This is a genomic window from Mycobacterium sp. SVM_VP21 (assembly GCA_024758765.1).
Lineage (GTDB): Bacteria > Actinomycetota > Actinomycetes > Mycobacteriales > Mycobacteriaceae > Mycobacterium > Mycobacterium heraklionense_C.
Genome location: CP101406.1, coordinates 4,654,596 through 4,673,024, shown reverse-complemented (window position 1 = coordinate 4,673,024; position 18,429 = coordinate 4,654,596). Strand labels below are relative to the sequence as shown.

The following is an 18,429-nucleotide window of genomic DNA, read 5'->3' as shown; positions in this document are numbered from 1 at the left end:
CCTCCCTACTCCTGCGGAATCTCCCGTTCGATCTCGTCAAGCCAGATCCGCGCCGACATGTCCGACGGAGCCCGCCAATCTCCCCGCGGCGACAGCGAACCGCCGTGGGACACCTTCGGCCCGTTCGGCAGCGCCGAGCGCTTGAACTGACTGAACGAATAGAACCGCTGCACAAAGACTTTCAGCCAGCGCCGAATATCCGCCAACGAATAGGCCTGGCGTTTGTCCGCCGGATATCCGGGCGGCCAGGAACCCGCTTCCACGTCATGCCAGGCATGCCAGGCCAGGAACGCGGTCTTGGCAGGGGTGAATCCGTACCGCAGCGCCTGAAACAGCGCGAAGTCCTGCAGCGGGTACGGGCCCACCTTGTCCTCGCTGCGCTGAATCTCTTCGCCGTCAGTCGCCGGCACCAGTTCCGGGCTGATCTCGGTGTTAAGCACCGAGGCCAGCACCGCGCATACGTCGGAGTCGAACTCCCCGGAGTTGATCACCCACCGGATCAGGTGCTGGATCAGGGTTTTGGGCACTCCACCGTTGACGTTGTAGTGCGACATCTGATCGCCCACCCCGTAGGTGGACCAGCCCAGCGCCAGCTCGGACAGGTCGCCGGTGCCCAGCACGATGCCGCCGTTCTGGTTGGCGATCCGGAACAGATAATCGGTGCGCAGACCGGCTTGGACGTTCTCGAACGTGACGTCATAGACGGCTTCACCGCGCGCGAACGGGTGCCCGAGTTCGGACAGCATCAGTTTCGCGGTCTCGCGGATGTCGATCTCCGCGAACGTCACTCCCAGCGCCTTGCTCAGTGCGGCGGCATTGGCCTTGGTGCGCTCACCGGTGGCAAAGCCGGGCATGGTGAACGCCAGAATGTCACTGCGCGGCCGGTTTTCCCGGTCCATCGCCCGAGCCGCGACGATCAGGGCGTGCGTCGAATCCAGTCCGCCCGACACCCCGATGACCACCTTGGGACAGTTCAGTGCGCGCAGCCGCTGCTCCAGTCCAGAAACCTGGATGTTGTAGGCCTCGTAGCAGTCCTGTTGCAGGCGCTGCGGATTCGACGGCACGAACGGGAATCGTTCGACCACCCGCCGTAGCCCGATGTCTCCGGCCGGCGGGTCCAGAATGAACTCCACCCGCCGGAACGCCTGCACCGCATCCCGGTGGTGGCGGCGGTTGTCGTCGAAGGTGCCCATGCGAAGCCGCTCCGAGCGCAGCAGTCCGAGGTCGACGTCGGCGACCGATCGGCGCGGGCCGCTGGGGAACCGTTCGCTTTCGTCGAGCAGCGTGCCGTTCTCCCAGATCATGGTCTGGCCGTCCCAGGCGAGGTCGGTGGTCGACTCCCCCTCGCCCGCGGCGGCGTAGACATACGCGGCCAGGCAGCGCGCCGAGGCCGACCGGGCCAACAGGCAGCGGTCGTCGGCGCGCCCGACGGTGATCGGACTGCCGGACAGGTTGGCCAGCACCGTCGCGCCGGCCAGGGCCGCCTGTGCGCTGGGCGGCACCGGCACGAACATGTCCTCGCACACCTCAGCGTGCAACACGAACCCGGGTAGATCGGTCGCGGCGAACAGCAGGTCCGGCCCGAACGGGATCTCTACGCCGCCCAGCCGAATGAGTCCGCGTTCGTCGGCACCGGCAGCCAGCTGGCGGCCTTCGTAGAACTCCCGGTAGGTCGGCAGGTAGGACTTCGGCGCGACGCCCAGGATGCGCCCGCGGTGGATGACGACCGCGGTGTTGTAGACGCGGTGTGCATAGCGCAGCGGTGCCCCCACCACCAAGACCGGCAGCAGCTCCGTCGACGCCGCGACCACGCCGAGCAGCGCCGCCTCGACGGCACTGAGCAGGCTGTCCTGCTGCACGATGTCGTCAATGGAGTATCCCGACAGGGTGAGCTCGGGAAATACGGCCAGCGCGACGCCGTCGTTATGGCATTCGCGCGCCAGCCGTAGCACCGACTCGGCGTTGACGGCCGGGTCGGCGAGCGCGGTGCGGTGCGTGCAGGCGGCAACCCGCGCGAACCCATGCCGGTAGGCGTTGTAGAAGTCCCCAGAATGCTCCATTGCCCCCATTGTCGCCTGGACTGTGTCAACGTGCAGCTTTCGGGTATCACCAGGGCATGACCGAAACCGCGGTGGTGGTCGTCGACATGCTCAACGCCTACCGCCACGCCGACGCCGAGCAACTGGCCGACAACGTCGCGCAGATCGTCGAACCACTGGCCGACCTGGTGGAACGCAGCCGGGCCGCCAACGATGTCGACCTGATCTACGTCAACGACAACTACGGCGATTTCACCGGTGGATTCGCCCAGATCGCCGCGTCGGCGCTGAACGGCAACAGACCCGAGCTGGTTCGGCCCGTCGCCCCGGTGGCCGGCGACCGGTTGATGACCAAGGTGCGACACAGCGCCTTCTATTCCACCCCGCTGGAGTACCTGCTCGGCCGGCTCGGCACCCGTCGGTTGATTCTGGCCGGCCAGGTCACCGAGCAATGCATCCTCTATACCGCCCTGGACGCCTATGTACGGCACCTTCCGGTGGTGATACCGGTCGACGCCGTCGCCCACATCGACGCCGAACTGGGTGCCGCCGCACTGGAGATGATGTGCCGCAACATGGCTGCTGAGACGTCGACCGCCGCGAAGTGCCTACGCTAGCCGGATGGGCCGAACCGAGCCGACAGTCTGCGACCTGCTGACGCTGCTGGCGGGCCGGCGGGTCGCGGTGCTCAGCGGCGCCGGCATCTCCACCGATTCCGGCATTCCGGACTATCGTGGCCCGGACTCGCCGCCGACCAACCCGATGACCATCGCCCAGTTCACCGGCGACCCGGTGTTTCGTCAGCGGTACTGGGCTCGCAACCACATCGGCTGGCGCCACATGGCCGACACCGCACCCAATATCGGGCACTTGGGAGTGGCCGCGCTGGAAGCAGCGGGTGTGGTGACCGGGGTGATCACCCAGAACGTCGATCTGCTGCACACCAAAGCAGGAAGCCGACACGTGGTGGATCTGCACGGCAGCTACGCGACGGTGGTCTGCTTGAGTTGCGGGCAATCTTTGAGCCGAGCGTCGCTGGACGAGCAGCTCGAGCAGCTCAACCCCGGGTTCATCGACCGGGCGGGGAGGCTCGGCGGTATCGCCGTGGCGCCCGATGCGGACGCCGTCGTCACCGATACCGCGTCATTTCGCTTCGTCGACTGCCGGCATTGCGGCGGGATCCTCAAGCCCGACATCGTCTATTTCGGCGAAAGTGTCCCCAAAGAACGCGTCGCTCAAGCCTATTCGATGGTCGATGACGCAGAGGCATTGCTGGTGGCGGGTTCGTCACTGACGGTGTTCTCCGGCTACCGGTTTGTTCGCCACGCCGCCGCGCGCGGTGTCCCGGTCGCGATCGTCAACCGCGGCCCCACCCGCGGCGATGAGTTGGCCGACGTCAAGATCGACGGCGGTTGTTCGCCGACACTGGCGTTGATGGCTTCGGAGCTGGCCTGCGAAATCTCGTCGCGGTAATCCGTCAGTAGCGGCACACAATCGCTCCGAAATCCGGCACGATGCTCCGGTGACAAAGCAGCGGCTCACCCCCGACCAGCGCAACTCGTTCCTCGCCGCCGTGTTGGGCTGGTCGATGGATGCATTCGACTACTTCATCGTGGTGTTCGTCTATGCCGACATCGCCAAGACCTTCGGCCACACCAAGACCGAGGTCGCGTTTCTGACCACGGCCACGCTGGTGATGCGCCCACTCGGGGCGCTGCTGTTCGGGCTGTGGGCCGACCGGGTCGGCAGACGAATACCACTCATGGTGAACGTGGTCTTCTACTCGACGGTGGGGTTCTTGTGCGCGTTCGCGCCCACCTTCACCGTGCTGGTGATTCTGCGTCTGCTCTACGGGATCGGGATGGGCGGCGAATGGGGACTGGGCGCCGCGCTCGCCATGGAGAAGATCCCGCCCGAGCGCCGCGGGTTCTTCTCCGGGCTGCTGCAGGAGGGTTATCTGTTCGGCTACCTGGCCGCCACCCTGGCCTCGCTCCTGGTGAACGACGTGCTGGGGTTGTCCTGGCGCTGGCTGTTCGGGCTGTCGATCCTGCCGGCCATGGTCAGCCTGCTGATCCGCTACCGGGTGACGGAGTCGGAGATATGGCAGGCCACCCAGGACCGGATGCGGCTGACCCACACCAAGATTCGCGATGTCTTCACCGACGCCAAGGTGATCCGCCGGTTCTGCTACCTAGTGTTGCTGATGACGGCGTTCAACTGGATGAGCCACGGCACCCACGACATCTACCCGACGTTTCTGACCTCACCCGACGGGGCAGGTCTGTCCCATGTCACGGCCAAGTGGATCGCGGTGATCTACAACATCGGCGGGATCATCGGCGGGCTGATCTTCGGCTCGCTGTCACAGCGGTTGGGCCGGCGCTACGCGATCATCTGGGCCGCGGTGATGGGCTTGCCGATCGTGCCGCTGTTCGCGTTGTCGCACACCGCGGGCATGCTGTGCCTGGGCTCGTTCCTGATCCAGATCTGCGTGCAGGGCGCCTGGGGCGTCATCCCGGCACACCTGACCGAGATGTCGCCGGATGCGATCCGCGGCTTCTACCCGGGCGTGACCTACCAGCTGGGCAATCTCTTCGCTGCGTTCAACTTGCCGATCCAGGAGCACTTGGCGGCCGCCCACGGCTACCCGTACGCCCTGGTCGTCACGGTGGTGCCGACGCTGCTCGCCGTCATCGTGCTGACCGCGATCGGCAAGGACGCCACCGGCCGGCACTTCGGCACGGACCTAGAAGGTGCAAGCCATGGCCCGGATGCCGTGGATGAAGCTGCCCGCTAAGTACTCCGGATCACCGGCCTCGATGCGCGGCAGTTGGTGGAGCAACTCACCGAAGAGGGCGCGCAGCTGGGCACGCGCCACATGGGTCCCCAGGCAGTAGTGCTGCCCGCCGCCGCCGAAGCCCAGATGCGGATTGGGGTCGCGGCTCAGATCCAGGCGATCGGGATGGTCGAACACCGCCGCATCCCAGTTGCCTGACGCATAGAACATGGCCACCTTATCGCCGGCCCGAATGGTCTGCCCGCCGAGCTCGTAATCGGTTGCGGCGGTTCGACGGAAGGTCATCACCGGTGTCGCGTAGCGGATGAACTCCTCGACCGCTGTCCCGATCCGGCGGTCGAAATCCTCCAGCAGCCAGGAACGTTGCCCAGGGAAGTCGGTGAGCGCCTTAAGTGCATGGCTGGTGGTCTGGCGAGTGGTGTCATTGCCGGCCACCGACAGCAGCACGAAGTAGGCGCTGACCTCGGCGTCGGTGAGCCGGTCGCCGTCGACCTCGGCGTTCACCAGGCTGCTGAACAGGTCGTCGCCGGGGCGCTCCCGGCGCTCGGCGGCCAGCGCACCCGCCACCTGGTGCAGGTACATGATGTTTTCGCCCATCACCGCCAGCGGGTCGCGCCCGTCAAGGAATACCGGGTCGTTGGTCGACACCAGCGCATCGGCGGCATGGGCCACCTGTGCGCGCTCGGATTCCGGCACGCCGACCATGTCCGCCAGCGTGCGTAGCGGCAGTTCCTTGGCGCAGTGCTCGACGAAGTCCGCCCCGCTGCCGGCGGCCTTGAGTTCGGCGACGATTGCCTTGGCGCTGGCCTTGATCGAGTCCTCGATGCGTCTGATCTGGCGGGGAGTGAACGCCGCGGTGGCCAGTTTGCGCAGTTTGGTGTGCCGCGGCGGATCCATGGCCAAGAAAGACTGCGTGGTCTCCAGCAACTCCTCGGGGAAGTTCTCGAACTGCACGCCCTTTCCCGACAAGAACACGTCGTTGTTCCGGCTCACCGAGACGATGTCGGCGTGGCGGGTGACGGCCCAATAGCCGGGATCGTCGGGGTCGTTGAGCATGGCGTCCTCCACCGGGGGGTGCCAGCTCACCGGACGCTCGGCCCGTAGCACCGCGAACGAGCGCTCCCGCTCTTCAGCGGTACTGGACCAGAACGCGCGGGAGGACAGGTCGACCGCGTCGTAGCTGCGCAGCGCGGCGGATGGTGCGGTCACGAGACCTCCTCGGCGTATGGCCCCGGTCACACCGGGCTCGGTCCGACAGTAGGTCTAGACATAGTGTCTAGTCAAGACGTCGGGTTTGCCGTTACGCTGACCGCTGTGGCTTCTGTGACCCGCAAGCCCCCCGCCAGCCGCCAAGAGCGGCGCGAGGAGATCGAACGGCAGCTTCTCGACGCCACCGAGCGACTGATGAGCGCCGGCGCCAGCTTCACCGAACTGAGCGTGGACCGCCTCGCGACCGAGGCCGGCATCTCGCGCGCCAGCTTCTACATCTACTTCGAGGACAAGGGTCATCTGTTGCGCCGGCTCGCCGGCCAGGTGTTCGGCGATCTCGCCTCGGGGGCCGAGCGCTGGTGGGGCGTGGCGCAGCGCCGCGATCCCGACGATGTGCACGCCGCGATGACCTCGATCATCGCCAACTATCGGCGGCATCAACCGCTGCTGATCGCGCTCAGCGAGATGGCCGGCTACGACCCGCTGGTGGGCGCCACCTACCGCGACCTGCTGACCGGCATCTCCGGCCGAGTGGCTCAGGTCATCGAAGACGGCCAGGCCGACGGCTCCATTCGTCGCGACTTACCCGTTGCCGCGACCGCAAACGCGCTCACCTGGATGGTGGAGCGGGTCTGCCAGCAGAACCTGCCGGTCCGCGACGCGGACTACGATGCCGAGCTCGCCACTGCCCTAACTGAAATCGTTTGGGGCACGCTGTATCTCAAGCCAACCGAGAAATAGCGCCCACTACACGGTCCAAGCCGAGCGATCGTGGGAGCTCTCGATCCTGCGGCGCCGCCATTTCCGCCGGCTGGGCAACAATGCGGACCGGCCACACGCCGGCGGCACCCGGGTCTTGTAGGTGACCTGCGCCCAAGGATTACACCGCGACCAGGTCGTCGGCGTGCACGACCGGCCGGCGCGCGTCCGGTGCCAACTCGGCGGTCGAATGGCCGATCATGGCGTCCAACTCCGCAGCGTCGTAACCGACCACGCCGCGGGCCACCACGGCCCCGTCCGGGCCGCACAGTTCGACCACGTCGCCGCCGTAGAACCTGCCCGCGACCGCGGTGATCCCGGCCGGCAGCAGGGAGCGTCGGCGCGCCAGTACCGCCTCGACGGCCCCGGCGTCCAGCGTCAACATCCCGGCCGCGTCCGCGGCATGGCGGACCCAGAACTTGCGTGCCGACATCCGTTGCGCCCGGGGTGCGAAGACGGTGCCTACCGATGCGTCCGAAAGCGCGGCAGCGGCCTCACTGGCCGCGGCCAGCAACACCGGAACTCCCGCATCGGCGGCCAGCAGTGCCGACGACAGCTTCGACACCATGCCGCCGGTGCCCAGGTGGCTGCCCTCGCTGGCAACCACATCGGCGAGATCATCCGGTCCCGCTACCTCGGGGACCAGGCGGGCCGGGCCCTTGCGGGGATCGGAGTCATAGAGGCCGTCGATGTCGGAGAGCAGCACCAGCGCGTCGGCGCCCACCAGATGCGCCACCAGCGCCGAGAGGCGGTCGTTGTCGCCGAACCGAATCTCGCTGGTAGCCACCGTGTCGTTCTCGTTGACGATCGCCACCGCGTGCAATGAGCGCAGCCGGTCCAGGGTACGGGCGGCATTGGTGTGCGACACCCGCATCGAGACGTCCTGGGCGGTCAGCAACACCTGCCCGACGGTGCGGCCGAACCGGCCGAAGGCGGCACTCCAGGCGTTGACCAACGCCACCTGGCCCACACTGGCGGCGGCCTGTTTAGTGGCCAGATCGGTTGGCCGCTTGGCCAATCCAAGCGGCTCCAGCCCGGCGGCGATAGCCCCCGAGGACACGATCGTCACGTCCGAGCCGGACTTCATTCGGCCCTCGATCGCCTCGACCAGCCCGGCCAGCCGGGCGGCGTCGAACATGCCGGACTCGGTGGTCAGCGCGGTGGTGCCGATCTTGACCACGACGGTGCGCGCGGTGCGAATCGCTTCGCGCGCAGCACTGCCGGTCACTCGTCCTCCGGATGCTCTCGGCGCTGCTTGCGTGCCACCTTGCGCTCAGCGGCACCCACTCGGTCGGTGCGCTCCAGCCTGGTGTCGGTGCCGCGGCCGGACAGTGTGATGTCGACCCCGGCCTGCGTTGCCGGCTCCCAGTCGAAGGTCATCTCGCCGATGGTCACCGCGCAGCCCGGTTTGGCGCCGCGCTTCAGCAGTTCGTCCTCGACCCCGAGTCGGGCCAGCCGGTCGCCCAGGTAGCCGACCGCTTCGTCGTTGTCGAAGTTGGTCTGGTGCACCCAGCGCTCGGGCTGCGACCCGCGCACGATAAAGCCGCCCTCACCGTCGGATTCCACGGTGAATCCGGTCTCGCCCGCGCGCACGGGACGGATCACCGGGCGGCGCGCCACCGGCTCCGGTTGCGCCGCGCGGTACGCCGTCACCATCTCGGCCAGCGCGAAGGTCAACGGCCGCAAGCCGACACGGCTCACCGTGGAGACCATGAACACCGGCCAACCGCGCTCAGCCACGATGTCGTCGCGGACGAACTCGGCCATCTCCAGCGCCTCGGGCACGTCGATCTTGTTGAGCACCACCGCCCGCGGCCGGTCGACCAGGTCGCCCAGCGTCGAATCCCCTTGCATGGTCGGGGTATAGGCGGCCAGTTCGGCTTCGATCGCTTCAATATCGGAGAGCGGGTCGCGGCCCGGCTCGGCGGTCGCGCAGTCTACGACGTGCACCAGCACGGCGCAGCGTTCGATGTGCCGCAGAAAGTCCAAGCCCAGCCCGCGACCGGCCGAGGCACCGGGAATGAGCCCGGGCACATCTGCCGCGGTGAAAGTGTTCTCTCCGGCCGAGACCACGCCCAGGTTCGGCGCCAGTGTGGTGAACGGATAGTCGGCGATCTTCGGCTTGGCCGCCGAAATCACCGACACCAGCGCGGATTTGCCCGCCGAGGGGAATCCGATCAGCCCGACGTCGGCGACGGTCTTGAGTTCCAGGGTGAGGTCGCGGGTCTCGCCCTTCTCCCCCAACAGTGCAAAGCCGGGCGCCTTGCGGGCGCGCGACACCAGTGCCGCGTTGCCCAAACCGCCGCGTCCGCCGGCTGCCGCCTCGAAGCGGGCACCCGTGCCTACCAGGTCCGCCAGCAGCCGCCCGTGCTCGTCGAGCACGACGGTGCCGTCGGGCACCTTGATCTCCAGGTCCGCGCCGAACGCGCCGTCCTTGTTGTTGCCCTGGCCCTGCTTGCCGGAGGCCGCGTCGATGTGTGGCCGGAAGTGGAAGTCCAGCAGGGTGTGCACCTGGGGGTCGACGACCAGCACGACGCTGCCGCCGCGGCCGCCGTTGCCACCGTCAGGACCACCGAGCGGTTTGAACTTCTCCCGGTGAATCGAGGCGCAGCCGTTGCCCCCGTCGCCGGCCCGCACATGGATGACAACGCGGTCGACGAACCGGGACATGGCGTTACTACCTATCCGGCGCCGAACGGCGCCCAGTTACGCCAGCGACTAGTCGCGGGCGACAGGCACGATGTTGATCAACTTGCGGCCGCGCTTCACACCGAATTCGACCGCACCGGGTGCCGTGGCGAACAGGGTGTCGTCGCCGCCGCGCCCGACGTTGACGCCGGGGTGGAAGTGGGTTCCCCGTTGGCGGACCAGGATCTCGCCGGCCTTGACAACCTGGCCGCCGAACCGCTTGACGCCGAGTCGCTGGGCGTTGGAGTCGCGCCCGTTACGTGAGCTGGAAGCGCCCTTTTTGTGTGCCATCTCGCTGCCTCCTGCTGCTACTTGATTCCGGTGACCTTGAGCACGGTCAGCTGCTGACGGTGACCCTGCCGCTTGTGGTAGCCGGTCTTGTTCTTGAACTTGTGGATGCGGATCTTGGGGCCCTTGGTGTGCTCCAGGACCTCTCCGGTGACCGCGACCTTCGCCAGCTTGGCGGCGTCGGTGGTGACGGTGGCACCGTCCACAACCAGCGCGACCGGCAGCGAGACCGACGATCCCGGCTCGGACTCGATCTTCTCAACCTTGAGCACGTCACCAACGGCAACCTTGTACTGCTTGCCGCCGGTTTTGACGATTGCGTACGTCGCCATCGTTGGTTTCTACCTCTGCTTCTCGGGCGCGCACGCCATCGGGACTTGCGCAGGTGTCTGGGGTTCTGTCCGCCGAGCTGTGGTTATTCCCGCCTGGCGACAACTGGTCAAGGGTACGTGACCAGCGGCTAAGGGGTCAAACCGGCACTACGTTAGATCGGTGGCCCGGCCGGCCGGGCCGCCGCACGCCGACGTCGGGGACGCTCGACCACCGCAACTGCCACCTCGGGCTCGTCGGGCCCATCAAAGTCCTCGGAGTCTTCTGCATCGTCGGAGTCGTCTCCGTCGGACTCATCAGACTCATCGATGACATCCAGGTCGTCGTCGAAATCTTCGTCATCATCATCGTCGAGATCGACTTCGTCGTCATCGTCGTCGACATCCTCGTCGTCGGCGTCATCATCGTCGTCGCCGAGGTCCTCATCGGCCACGTCGGACTCCAGGGACTCCTGGGCCACCTCGTCGGCGCCCTCGGCCTCTTCGGTGCCTTCGGCGTCCTGCTCGGCGAGGTTCACCACCAGCTCGTCGCCGTCGGGCGCAGTCTCGTGCTCGTCGTCCGACTCGTCGTGCCGGTCGCTGGCCGCGGCCATCGCCTTGAACATCGGGTGGTCACCGGGCGTGTGCACCGGAACCTTGACGACTGCCGGTTCGTCGACCTTCGGTTTCTTCGAACGCTTGCTGCGGCGGCTGCTGGTGGTGGTGCCGCCGCCGCCCGATTCCGTCTTGCGTCCCGGCGCGGCCGAGTCGACCGGGTCGGCGTGCAGCATGATGCCGCGCCCGGCGCAGTGCTGGCAGTTCGTCGAGAACGCCTCGATCAGCCCGGTGCCCAGCCGCTTGCGGGTCAGCTGCACCAGCCCCAGCGACGTCACCTCCGAGACCTGATGGCGGGTCCGGTCGCGGCCCAGTGCCTCGGTCAGCCGACGCAGCACCAGGTCCCGGTTGGACTCCAGCACCATGTCGATGAAGTCGATGACGATGATGCCGCCGATATCACGCAGGCGAAGCTGCCGCACGATCTCTTCGGCGGCCTCCAAGTTGTTCTTGGTCACCGTCTCCTCGAGGTTGCCCCCGGAGCCGGTGAACTTGCCGGTGTTGACGTCGACCACCGTCATCGCCTCGGTCCGGTCGATGACCAACGTGCCGCCCGAAGGCAGCCAGACCTTGCGGTCCAGCGCCTTGGCCAGCTGCTCGTCGATGCGGTGCACGGCGAACACGTCCGGGCCGGCTTGGCCATCCGGGCCGGTGGGCGACTGGTAGCGGGTCAGTTTCGGCAGCAGTTCGGGGGCCACCGAGCCCACGTACTCGTTGATCGTGGCCCAGGCGTCGTCACCGGAGACCACCAACTCCGAGAAGTCCTCGTTGAACAGGTCTCGGATCACCTTGACCAGCACGTCGGGCTCTTCGTAGAGCGCCACCGCCGCCCCGGCGGCCTTCCCCTTGGTCTCGGCCGCGGTGGCCTCGATCTGGTTCCAGCGTTCCTGGAGGCGTTCCACGTCGGAGCGGATGTCCTCTTCTTTGACGCCCTCCGACGCGGTGCGGATGATCACGCCGGCGTCGGCGGGAACCACCTCGCGCAGGATCTCCTTGAGACGCTGACGTTCGGTGTCGGGCAGCTTGCGGCTGATGCCGGTCGACGACGCGCCCGGTACATAGACCAGGTAGCGACCGGCCAGCGACACCTGCGTGGTCAGCCGGGCGCCCTTGTGTCCGATGGGGTCCTTGCTGACCTGCACCACGACATAGTCGCCGGGTTTGAGCGCCTGTTCGATCTTGCGGTTGGCGCCACCGAGACCGGCGGCTTCCCAGTTCACCTCACCGGCGTACAGCACGCCGTTGCGGCCCCGGCCGATGTCGACGAAGGCGGCCTCCATCGACGGCAGCACGTTCTGGACAATGCCCAGGTAGACGTTGCCCACCAGCGAAGTGGAGGCGGCTGAGGTGACGAAGTGCTCCACCATCACGCCGTCTTCCAGCACGGCGATCTGGGTGTAGCGGGCACCCTGGTGCGGCGGCTCGGTCCGGACCCGGTCACGGACCACCATCCGGCGTTCGACGGCCTCGCGGCGGGCCAGGAACTCGGCCTCGCTCAGGATCGGCGGACGACGGCGCCCGGCGTCGCGGCCGTCGCGGCGGCGTTGCCGCTTGGCCTCCAGCCGTGTCGAGCCGGTGATGCCCTGGATCTCGTCGTCACCGGTGCCGCGGTCACTCTTGGCGGACCTGCTGGACTTGGCGCGCGGAGCCCGTTCGTGCACGACGGTGTTGGGTGGGTCGTCCGACGACCCGGCGTCCTCTTCCTCACCGGCTCCGGCTTTGCGCCGACGGCGACGGCGACGGCGACGGTTGCCCACGTCCTCGGCCGAGCCGCCCTCATCATCGGCGGCGTCCTCGGCGTCGTCGGCCTCCTCCGATTCCGCGGCGGAGTCGTCGTCCTCGGTCTCGTCGTCGGCGTCCTCGGCTGCCGCACCCTCGGACCCGCGGCCACGGCCACGGCCACGGCGCCCACGGCGGCGGCGCCGGTTGGCCGGGCGGTCGCCGTTCTCGTCATCGGCGTCAGCATCGGCGTCGGAGCCGGCGAGGTCGTCGTCGTCTTCATCATCGTCGGCGTCCTCTTCGACGACGCGGGGTACCGGGCGCTCAAAGGCGACCGGCTGGGGCGCGACGAACAACGGCATGTAGTCCGCCCGTACGGCGGCCGGCTCCGGGGCCGTCTCGAGCAGCAGCCGAGACTCCGGCTCGTCGGGGACCTCACCGGTTGCCTCGGCCTCGCCGGCCTCCTGGAACAACCCGGAGACCGCAGGCTCGGCGAACGAATCCAGCAGGTCGCGGACCCGCACCGCCTCGACACGATCCACGCTGGAGTGGGCGCTGCGCGCCCGGCCGTCCAGCTCGGTCAGCGCGTCCAGGACGCGCCGGCTGGTGGTGCCCAGCACCCGCGCCAGCGAGTGCACCCGCAGTCGATCGGGTAACTCTTCGTGCTCGCCCGGCGCTGCCGGTGCCTCTGAGTCAGGGCCTTTAAAAAGAGAGGGGTCTGCCACGTACGTCTCCTCAAGCCCCCGGGCGCGTCGTTGCGACGCGGCCACGCGAGGACTTCTCGTTATGGGCCCGGCTCACTTCCCCGGGCTTGTGGTGGTCTCGCTCCGAGGGGCTCGGGTTGAACCGACTCGGTGCCTGGCTGAATGAAGACCGGCGATCGGCGCCGCATCACATATCGCGACCGTCGCACTCGTCGAAGTCTTCATTCGGGTGTCGGACACCGGTCCGGTGACGTTCACCCGTTAGTCAGTATCCCACACAATCCACAGGGGCCGGACGAAAGGCGCTAACTCCGATGTCAGGCCAGCGTCATGGGGGCCGTCGGCGCCGACGGCTTCAGGTCGGGGAACCACAGCGCGATCTCACGCTCGGCCGACTCCGGCGAGTCCGAGCCGTGCACCAGGTTGAACTGGGTCTCCAGACCGAAGTCGCCGCGGATGGTGCCCGGGGTGGCCTTGGCCACCGGGTCGGTGCCGCCGGCGAGCTGCCGGAACGCCTCGATCGCGCGCGGTCCTTCGACCACGGCGGCGACCACGGGACCTGAGGTGATGAAGTCCAGCAGCGAGGCGAAGAACGCCTTGCCGTCGTGCTCGGCGTAGTGCTGCCGGGCCACGGCCTGCTGCACCGGCCGCAGCTCCAGGGCCGCCAACGTCAGCCCCTTCTTCTCGATGCGGTTGATGATCTCGCCCACCAGCCGACGGTTCACGCCGTCCGGCTTGATCAGCACCAAAGTCCGCTCAGTCATGCAGCGCCGCTCCTCTTCCATCGTTCCGCCCTGCATCATCGCCAGCGGCACGGGCGATAGCGTACCGGCCCGGTCGCCGGTTCCGTCACGAGCGTCGCAGGACCACGGCACGGAAATAGGCGATCAGCGCCCACGCCGCGGTGAACACCAGGCCCATGATGCCCACGCCGGGGTAAATCGCGAACCCGGCCACCAGCACCGGCTGCAGCGCCAGGTTGGCCCAGATCGCCCAGCTGCGGCCCTGGATACCAGCGAACAGCAGCAACACCAGCGCCAGGCCGAGCAGATATGCCAGCGAGAACGGTGTCAGACCGCCGCCGACGACGCTGACCACCGGCAGCGCCAGCAGCACCGTGATGGCCTCGAGTATCAGCGTTGCGGCCATCACGCCGCGAAAACCCCGCCACGGGTCGGGAGCATCAGGCTGTTGGGTCATGCCGGGTCCTTCCCGAACAGAGAGCGAGCAGCGCCGGCAGTGACTACCGAGCCGGTGATGACGATCCCGGCCCCGGACGCGTCTCCCTCGGAGTCGTACTCGTCGACCAGTGCCGTGGCGGTGTCGATTGCATCCTCGAGCGTTTCGGTGGTGACCACTCGCTCGTCACCGAACCACCGCGCTGCTGCCACGGTGAGAGTCTCGACGTCCAGCGCACGCGGAGAACCGTTATGGGTCACCACAATTCGATCGAAGGCCGGTTCCAGGGCTGCCAAAATGCCGTCGACGTCCTTGTCACCGAGCACGCTGACCACACCGACCAGATACCGGAAGTCGAAATCCTCGTCCAGGGCCTGGGCCAACACGGCGGCGCCGGCCGGGTTGTGCGCGGCGTCGATGAACACCGTGGGCGAACTGCGCATCCGCTCCAGTCGGCCCGGGCTGCGCACCGCGGCGAACCCCGCCCGAACGGTCTCGACGTCGAGCTGACGCTCGGCGCCGGCCCCGAAGAACGCCTCCACCGCTGCCAGCGCCAGCACCGCGTTGTGGGCCTGATGCTCGCCGTGCAGCGGCAGAAAGATATCGGAGTACACCCCGCCCAAGCCCTGCAGTTCCAGCACCTGCCCGCCGACCGCGAGTTGGCGAGTGCGCACCGCGAACTCCGAGGTCTCCCGTGCCACCGCGGCGTCGGCGCGCACCGACTGCGCCAGCAACACCTCCATCACCTCGGGCAGCTGGCGGGCGATCACCGCCACGGTGTCGGTCAGTTCGTCCGAGGAGCGGTGAATGATGCCGGCCTTCTCCGCGGCGATCCCGGCGATGTCCTCACCGAGGTAGTCGACGTGGTCGATGCCGATGGGGGTGATGACGGCGACCGGAGCATCGACGACGTTGGTGGCGTCCCAGCGGCCGCCCAGTCCGACTTCCACAATGGCGACGTCGACTGGGGCGTCGGCGAACGCCGCGAACGCCATCCCGGTGAGCACCTCGAACTTGCTCATGGCCGGCCCGCCGTCGGCCTGCGAGGACGCATCGACCATCTGCACGAAGGGCTCGATCTCGGCGTAAGTCTCCACATAGCGCGCCGGGCTGATCGGTTGGCCGTCGATCGCAATGCGCTCGACCGCCGACTGCAGATGCGGGCTGGTGGTGCGCCCGGTGCGGCGGCTGAACGCCGTCAGCAGCGCGTCGATCATCCGCACCACCGAGGTCTTGCCGTTGGTGCCGGCGACGTGGATGGACGGGTAACTGCGCTGCGGCGAGCCGAGCAGTTCCAGTAAGGCGTTGATGCGGGTCAGGCTCGGCTCGATCTTGGACTCACCCCACCGCTGATCAAGCAGGTGCTCGACCTGGAGCAGTGCCGCGATCTCGTCCGGAGTGGGCTCAGAGGTGCCGATCGGTTGATCGGTCACGCCAGGCCTGCCAGACGCGCGGTGATGCGCTCCACCTCGTCGCGGGCCAGCTGTTGGCGGGCCCGGATCTTCTCGATCACAGCCTCAGGTGCCTTGCCCAGGAACTCGGCGTTGCCCAGCTTCGCCGAAGTGGCATCGAGGTCCTTGCGCGCCGTGGCCAGGTCCTTTTCCAGGCGGCGGCGTTCGGCGACGACGTCGACGGTCCCGGAGGTGTCCAGTTCGACGACGACGGTGCCGCGAGTCAGTCGCACCTCGACGGTGGCCGACGGCGCGAAGCCCTCCCCCGGTTCGGTCAGCCAGGCCTGGGAGGCCACCGCGGCCACCTGGGTGGCCAGGTCGGCGTCGTCGATGCCGGTCAACCGGGCCGAGACCTTCTGCCGGTCGCGCAGACCCTGGTCGCTGCGGAAGCGACGCACCTCGGTCACCAGCTTCTGCATGTCAGTGATCCGTTGCGCGGCAACCTTGTCCAAGGCGATGCCCGACGGGGCCGGCCAGTCCGCGATCACCAGAGACTCTGCACCGGTGAGCTCCTGCCACAGGGTTTCGGTGACGAACGGGATCACCGGGTGCAACAGTCGCAACAGGCTGTCCAGCACCGCCGCGAGCACGGCCGTGGTGTGGGTCAGTCCCTGCCCCAGCTGCGTCTTGGCCAATTCGACGTACCAGTCGCAGAATTCGTCCCAGGCGAAGTGGTACAGCGCCTCGCAGGCCCGCCCGAACTCGTAGCCCTCGAACGCCGAATCCACTTCGGCGCGAACCTCTTCCAGGCGACCCAGGATCCAGCGGTCGGCATCGGTCAGCTCATCGATGCTCGGCAATGGCGCCAGCGAGGCGCCGTTCATCAGCGCGAATCGGGTCGCGTTGAACAGCTTGGTGACGAAGTTGCGCGACGCACGGGCGTGGTCCTCTCCGATCGAGAGGTCGCTGCCGGGGCCGGCGCCGCGGGCCAGGGTGAACCGCAGGGCATCGGCGCCGAACGTCTCCACCCAGTCCAGTGGATCGATCCCGTTGCCCTTGGACTTGCTCATTTTGCGGCCGTGCTCGTCGCGGATCAGGCCGTGCAAGAACACGTTACGGAACGGAACATGGGCGTCGGGCAGCGCAGCGTCGCCACCGACGAAGGTGCCGAACATCATCATCCGAGCCACCCAGAAGAACAAGATGTCGTAGCCGGTCACCAAGACGCTGGTGGGATAGAACTTCTCCAGCTCCGGCGTGGCGTCTGGCCAGCCCATCGTGGAGAACGGCCACAGCGCCGAGGAGAACCAAGTGTCCAGCACGTCGGGGTCCTGCTCCCAGCCCTCAGGCGGGGTCTCATCCGGTCCGACGCAAACCTTTTCGCCGTTGGGCCCGTGCCAAATCGGGATGCGATGCCCCCACCACAGCTGCCGCGAGATACACCAGTCGTGCATATCGTCGACCCAGGCGAACCAGCGCGGCTCCAGGCTCTTCGGATGGATGACGGTGTCGCCGTCGCGAACCGCGTCACCGGCGGCCTTGGCCAGCGAGGAGACGTCGACCCACCACTGCATGGACAGCCGCGGCTCTATGACCTCACCGCTACGCTCGGAATGCCCGACACTGTGCAGGTAGGGCCGCTTTTCGGCCACGATGCGGCCTTGCGCGGCCAGCGCTTCGCGCACCGCGACGCGCGCCTCGAAGCGGTCCATGCCGTCGAACTGTGTTCCGGTGCCGGTGATCCGGGCGCGTTTGTCCAGGATCGTCGGCATGTCCAGCCGGTGGCGCAGACCGATCTCGAAGTCGTTGGGATCGTGGGCGGGCGTGACCTTGACCGCGCCGGTGCCGAATTCGGGGTCCACGTGTGCGTCGGCAACCACGGCGATCTGCCGGTCGGAGAACGGGTGTGGCAGTGAGCTGCCCACCAGGTCGCGGTACCGGTCGTCGTCGGGATGCACCGCGATCGCCGTGTCACCGAGCATGGTCTCCAGCCGGGTGGTGGCCACCACGATGTGGGGCTCGGTGTCATCGAGCGAGCCGTACCGGAACGACACCAGCTCGCCCTCGATGTCGTCGTACTTGACCTCAAGATCGCTGATCGCGGTCTCCAGCACGGGCGACCAGTTGACCAGTCGTTCGGCCTGGTAGATCAGCCCCGCATCGTAGAGCCGCTTGAAGATGGTGCGGACCGCCCGCGACAGGCCGTCATCCATGGTGAAGCGTTCGCGACTCCAGTCCACGCCGTCGCCGAGGCGGCGCATCTGGCCCCCGATGGTGCCGCCCGACTCCCTCTTCCAGTCCCACACCTTCTCGATGAACAGTTCGCGGCCGAAGTCTTCTTTTGTCTTGCCGTCGACGGCGAGCTGGCGTTCCACCACGCTCTGGGTGGCGATGCCGGCGTGGTCCATGCCGGGCAGCCACAACACCTCGTAGCCCTGCATCCGCTTGCGACGGGTCAACACGTCCATCAGGGTGTGGTCAAGCGCGTGGCCCATGTGCAGGCTGCCGGTGACGTTCGGCGGGGGCAGCACGATCGAGTAGCCGGGCTTGTCGCTGGTGGGATCAGCGGTGAAGTAGCCGGCATCCACCCAACGCTGGTAGATCGCGTCCTCTACCGCACCCGGCTCCCATGACTTGGGCAGGTGATCGGCGTTGGCGGCGTTGGAAGTGTCAGTCACCGCTTGATTCTAGGAATGACTGCCCGAGAGACGCCAAAGCCCCCGGACCTGGTCG

Annotated in this window: 15 protein-coding genes; 4 read left to right on the top strand and 11 right to left on the bottom strand. The window is 67.5% G+C overall.

The genetic code is table 11. The features are described 5' to 3' along the window. Nucleotides 1–5 precede the first annotated feature (5 nt). Nucleotides 6–2,060 carry an NAD(+) synthase gene (locus NM962_21845; GenBank protein UVO12455.1) on the bottom strand — a complete coding sequence of 685 codons (2,055 nt, stop codon included), beginning with the start codon at nt 2,058–2,060 and terminating at the stop codon, nt 6–8. Nucleotides 2,061–2,116: 56 nt separating this feature from the next. Between NM962_21845 and NM962_21840 the strand changes: the two genes are divergently transcribed. Genes NM962_21840 through NM962_21830 form a run of 3 tightly spaced genes read left to right on the top strand, consistent with a single transcriptional unit; the run spans nt 2,117 to nt 4,836 of the window. Beyond that, nucleotides 2,117–2,656, top strand: coding sequence for a cysteine hydrolase (locus tag NM962_21840; GenBank protein UVO12454.1), 540 nt, complete (start codon nt 2,117–2,119; stop codon nt 2,654–2,656). Nucleotides 2,657–2,660: 4 nt separating this feature from the next. Continuing rightward, nucleotides 2,661–3,512: an NAD-dependent deacetylase gene (locus NM962_21835; GenBank protein ID UVO12453.1), complete on the top strand. Its 852-nt coding sequence runs from the start codon at nt 2,661–2,663 to the stop codon at nt 3,510–3,512. 49 nt (nt 3,513–3,561) lie between these two features. Then, a complete protein-coding gene (locus NM962_21830; GenBank protein ID UVO12452.1) occupies nt 3,562–4,836 on the top strand; it encodes an MFS transporter in 1,275 nt (424 codons plus the stop codon). Here NM962_21830 and NM962_21825 read toward each other — a convergent pair. Continuing rightward, nucleotides 4,786–6,045, bottom strand: coding sequence for a cytochrome P450 (locus NM962_21825; GenBank protein ID UVO12451.1), 1,260 nt, complete (start codon nt 6,043–6,045; stop codon nt 4,786–4,788). The genes NM962_21830 and NM962_21825 overlap by 51 nt on opposite strands. Before the next feature lie 105 nt (nt 6,046–6,150). Between NM962_21825 and NM962_21820 the strand changes: the two genes are divergently transcribed. Then, entirely contained in the window at nt 6,151–6,786 is a 636-nt protein-coding gene (locus tag NM962_21820) for a TetR/AcrR family transcriptional regulator (GenBank protein UVO12450.1), read from the top strand. A gap of 139 nt (nt 6,787–6,925) precedes the next feature. Here NM962_21820 and proB read toward each other — a convergent pair whose 3' ends face one another. The 9 genes from proB to NM962_21775 form a co-directional block, all read right to left on the bottom strand. Then, nucleotides 6,926–8,032, bottom strand: coding sequence for a glutamate 5-kinase (gene proB, locus NM962_21815; GenBank protein ID UVO12449.1), 1,107 nt, complete (start codon nt 8,030–8,032; stop codon nt 6,926–6,928). Further along, complete coding sequence (gene obgE, locus NM962_21810) at nt 8,029–9,474, bottom strand: GTPase ObgE (GenBank protein UVO12448.1); 1,446 nt, start codon at nt 9,472–9,474, stop codon at nt 8,029–8,031. Before obgE ends, proB begins: the two co-directional genes overlap by 4 nt. 48 nt (nt 9,475–9,522) lie before the next feature. Continuing rightward, nucleotides 9,523–9,783 (bottom strand): 50S ribosomal protein L27, encoded by a 261-nt coding sequence (gene rpmA / locus NM962_21805; protein ID UVO12447.1) that lies wholly within the window; start codon nt 9,781–9,783, stop codon nt 9,523–9,525. A gap of 17 nt (nt 9,784–9,800) precedes the next feature. Next, nucleotides 9,801–10,112 (bottom strand): 50S ribosomal protein L21, encoded by a 312-nt coding sequence (gene rplU, locus NM962_21800; GenBank protein UVO12446.1) that lies wholly within the window; start codon nt 10,110–10,112, stop codon nt 9,801–9,803. A gap of 152 nt (nt 10,113–10,264) precedes the next feature. Further along, on the bottom strand, nt 10,265–13,066 hold the full coding sequence (locus tag NM962_21795; GenBank protein ID UVO14890.1) for an Rne/Rng family ribonuclease: 2,802 nt from the start codon (nt 13,064–13,066) through the stop codon (nt 10,265–10,267). Nucleotides 13,067–13,443: 377 nt separating this feature from the next. Further along, nucleotides 13,444–13,890 (bottom strand): nucleoside-diphosphate kinase, encoded by a 447-nt coding sequence (gene ndk / locus NM962_21790; GenBank protein UVO14889.1) that lies wholly within the window; start codon nt 13,888–13,890, stop codon nt 13,444–13,446. 85 nt (nt 13,891–13,975) lie between these two features. Further along, nucleotides 13,976–14,326: a DUF4233 domain-containing protein gene (locus NM962_21785; protein ID UVO12445.1), complete on the bottom strand. Its 351-nt coding sequence runs from the start codon at nt 14,324–14,326 to the stop codon at nt 13,976–13,978. Then, nucleotides 14,323–15,738, bottom strand: coding sequence for a bifunctional folylpolyglutamate synthase/dihydrofolate synthase (locus NM962_21780; protein ID UVO12444.1), 1,416 nt, complete (start codon nt 15,736–15,738; stop codon nt 14,323–14,325). Before NM962_21780 ends, NM962_21785 begins: the two co-directional genes overlap by 4 nt. Further along, a complete protein-coding gene (locus NM962_21775; protein UVO12443.1) occupies nt 15,735–18,374 on the bottom strand; it encodes a valine--tRNA ligase in 2,640 nt (879 codons plus the stop codon). Before NM962_21775 ends, NM962_21780 begins: the two co-directional genes overlap by 4 nt. Nucleotides 18,375–18,429: the final 55 nt, after the last annotated feature.

What these genes read in the sequence shown, in the direction of transcription:
- NM962_21845 (UVO12455.1), bottom strand. Translation starts at nt 2,060, where the DNA reads ATGGAGCATTCTGGGGACTTCTACAACGCCTACCGGCATGGGTTCGCG.
- NM962_21840 (UVO12454.1), top strand. Translation starts at nt 2,117, where the DNA reads ATGACCGAAACCGCGGTGGTGGTCGTCGACATGCTCAACGCCTACCGC.
- NM962_21835 (UVO12453.1), top strand. Translation starts at nt 2,661, where the DNA reads ATGGGCCGAACCGAGCCGACAGTCTGCGACCTGCTGACGCTGCTGGCG.
- obgE (UVO12448.1), bottom strand. Translation starts at nt 9,474, where the DNA reads ATGTCCCGGTTCGTCGACCGCGTTGTCATCCATGTGCGGGCCGGCGAC.
- rpmA (UVO12447.1), bottom strand. Translation starts at nt 9,783, where the DNA reads ATGGCACACAAAAAGGGCGCTTCCAGCTCACGTAACGGGCGCGACTCC.
- rplU (UVO12446.1), bottom strand. Translation starts at nt 10,112, where the DNA reads ATGGCGACGTACGCAATCGTCAAAACCGGCGGCAAGCAGTACAAGGTT.
- ndk (UVO14889.1), bottom strand. Translation starts at nt 13,890, where the DNA reads ATGACTGAGCGGACTTTGGTGCTGATCAAGCCGGACGGCGTGAACCGT.
- NM962_21785 (UVO12445.1), bottom strand. Translation starts at nt 14,326, where the DNA reads ATGACCCAACAGCCTGATGCTCCCGACCCGTGGCGGGGTTTTCGCGGC.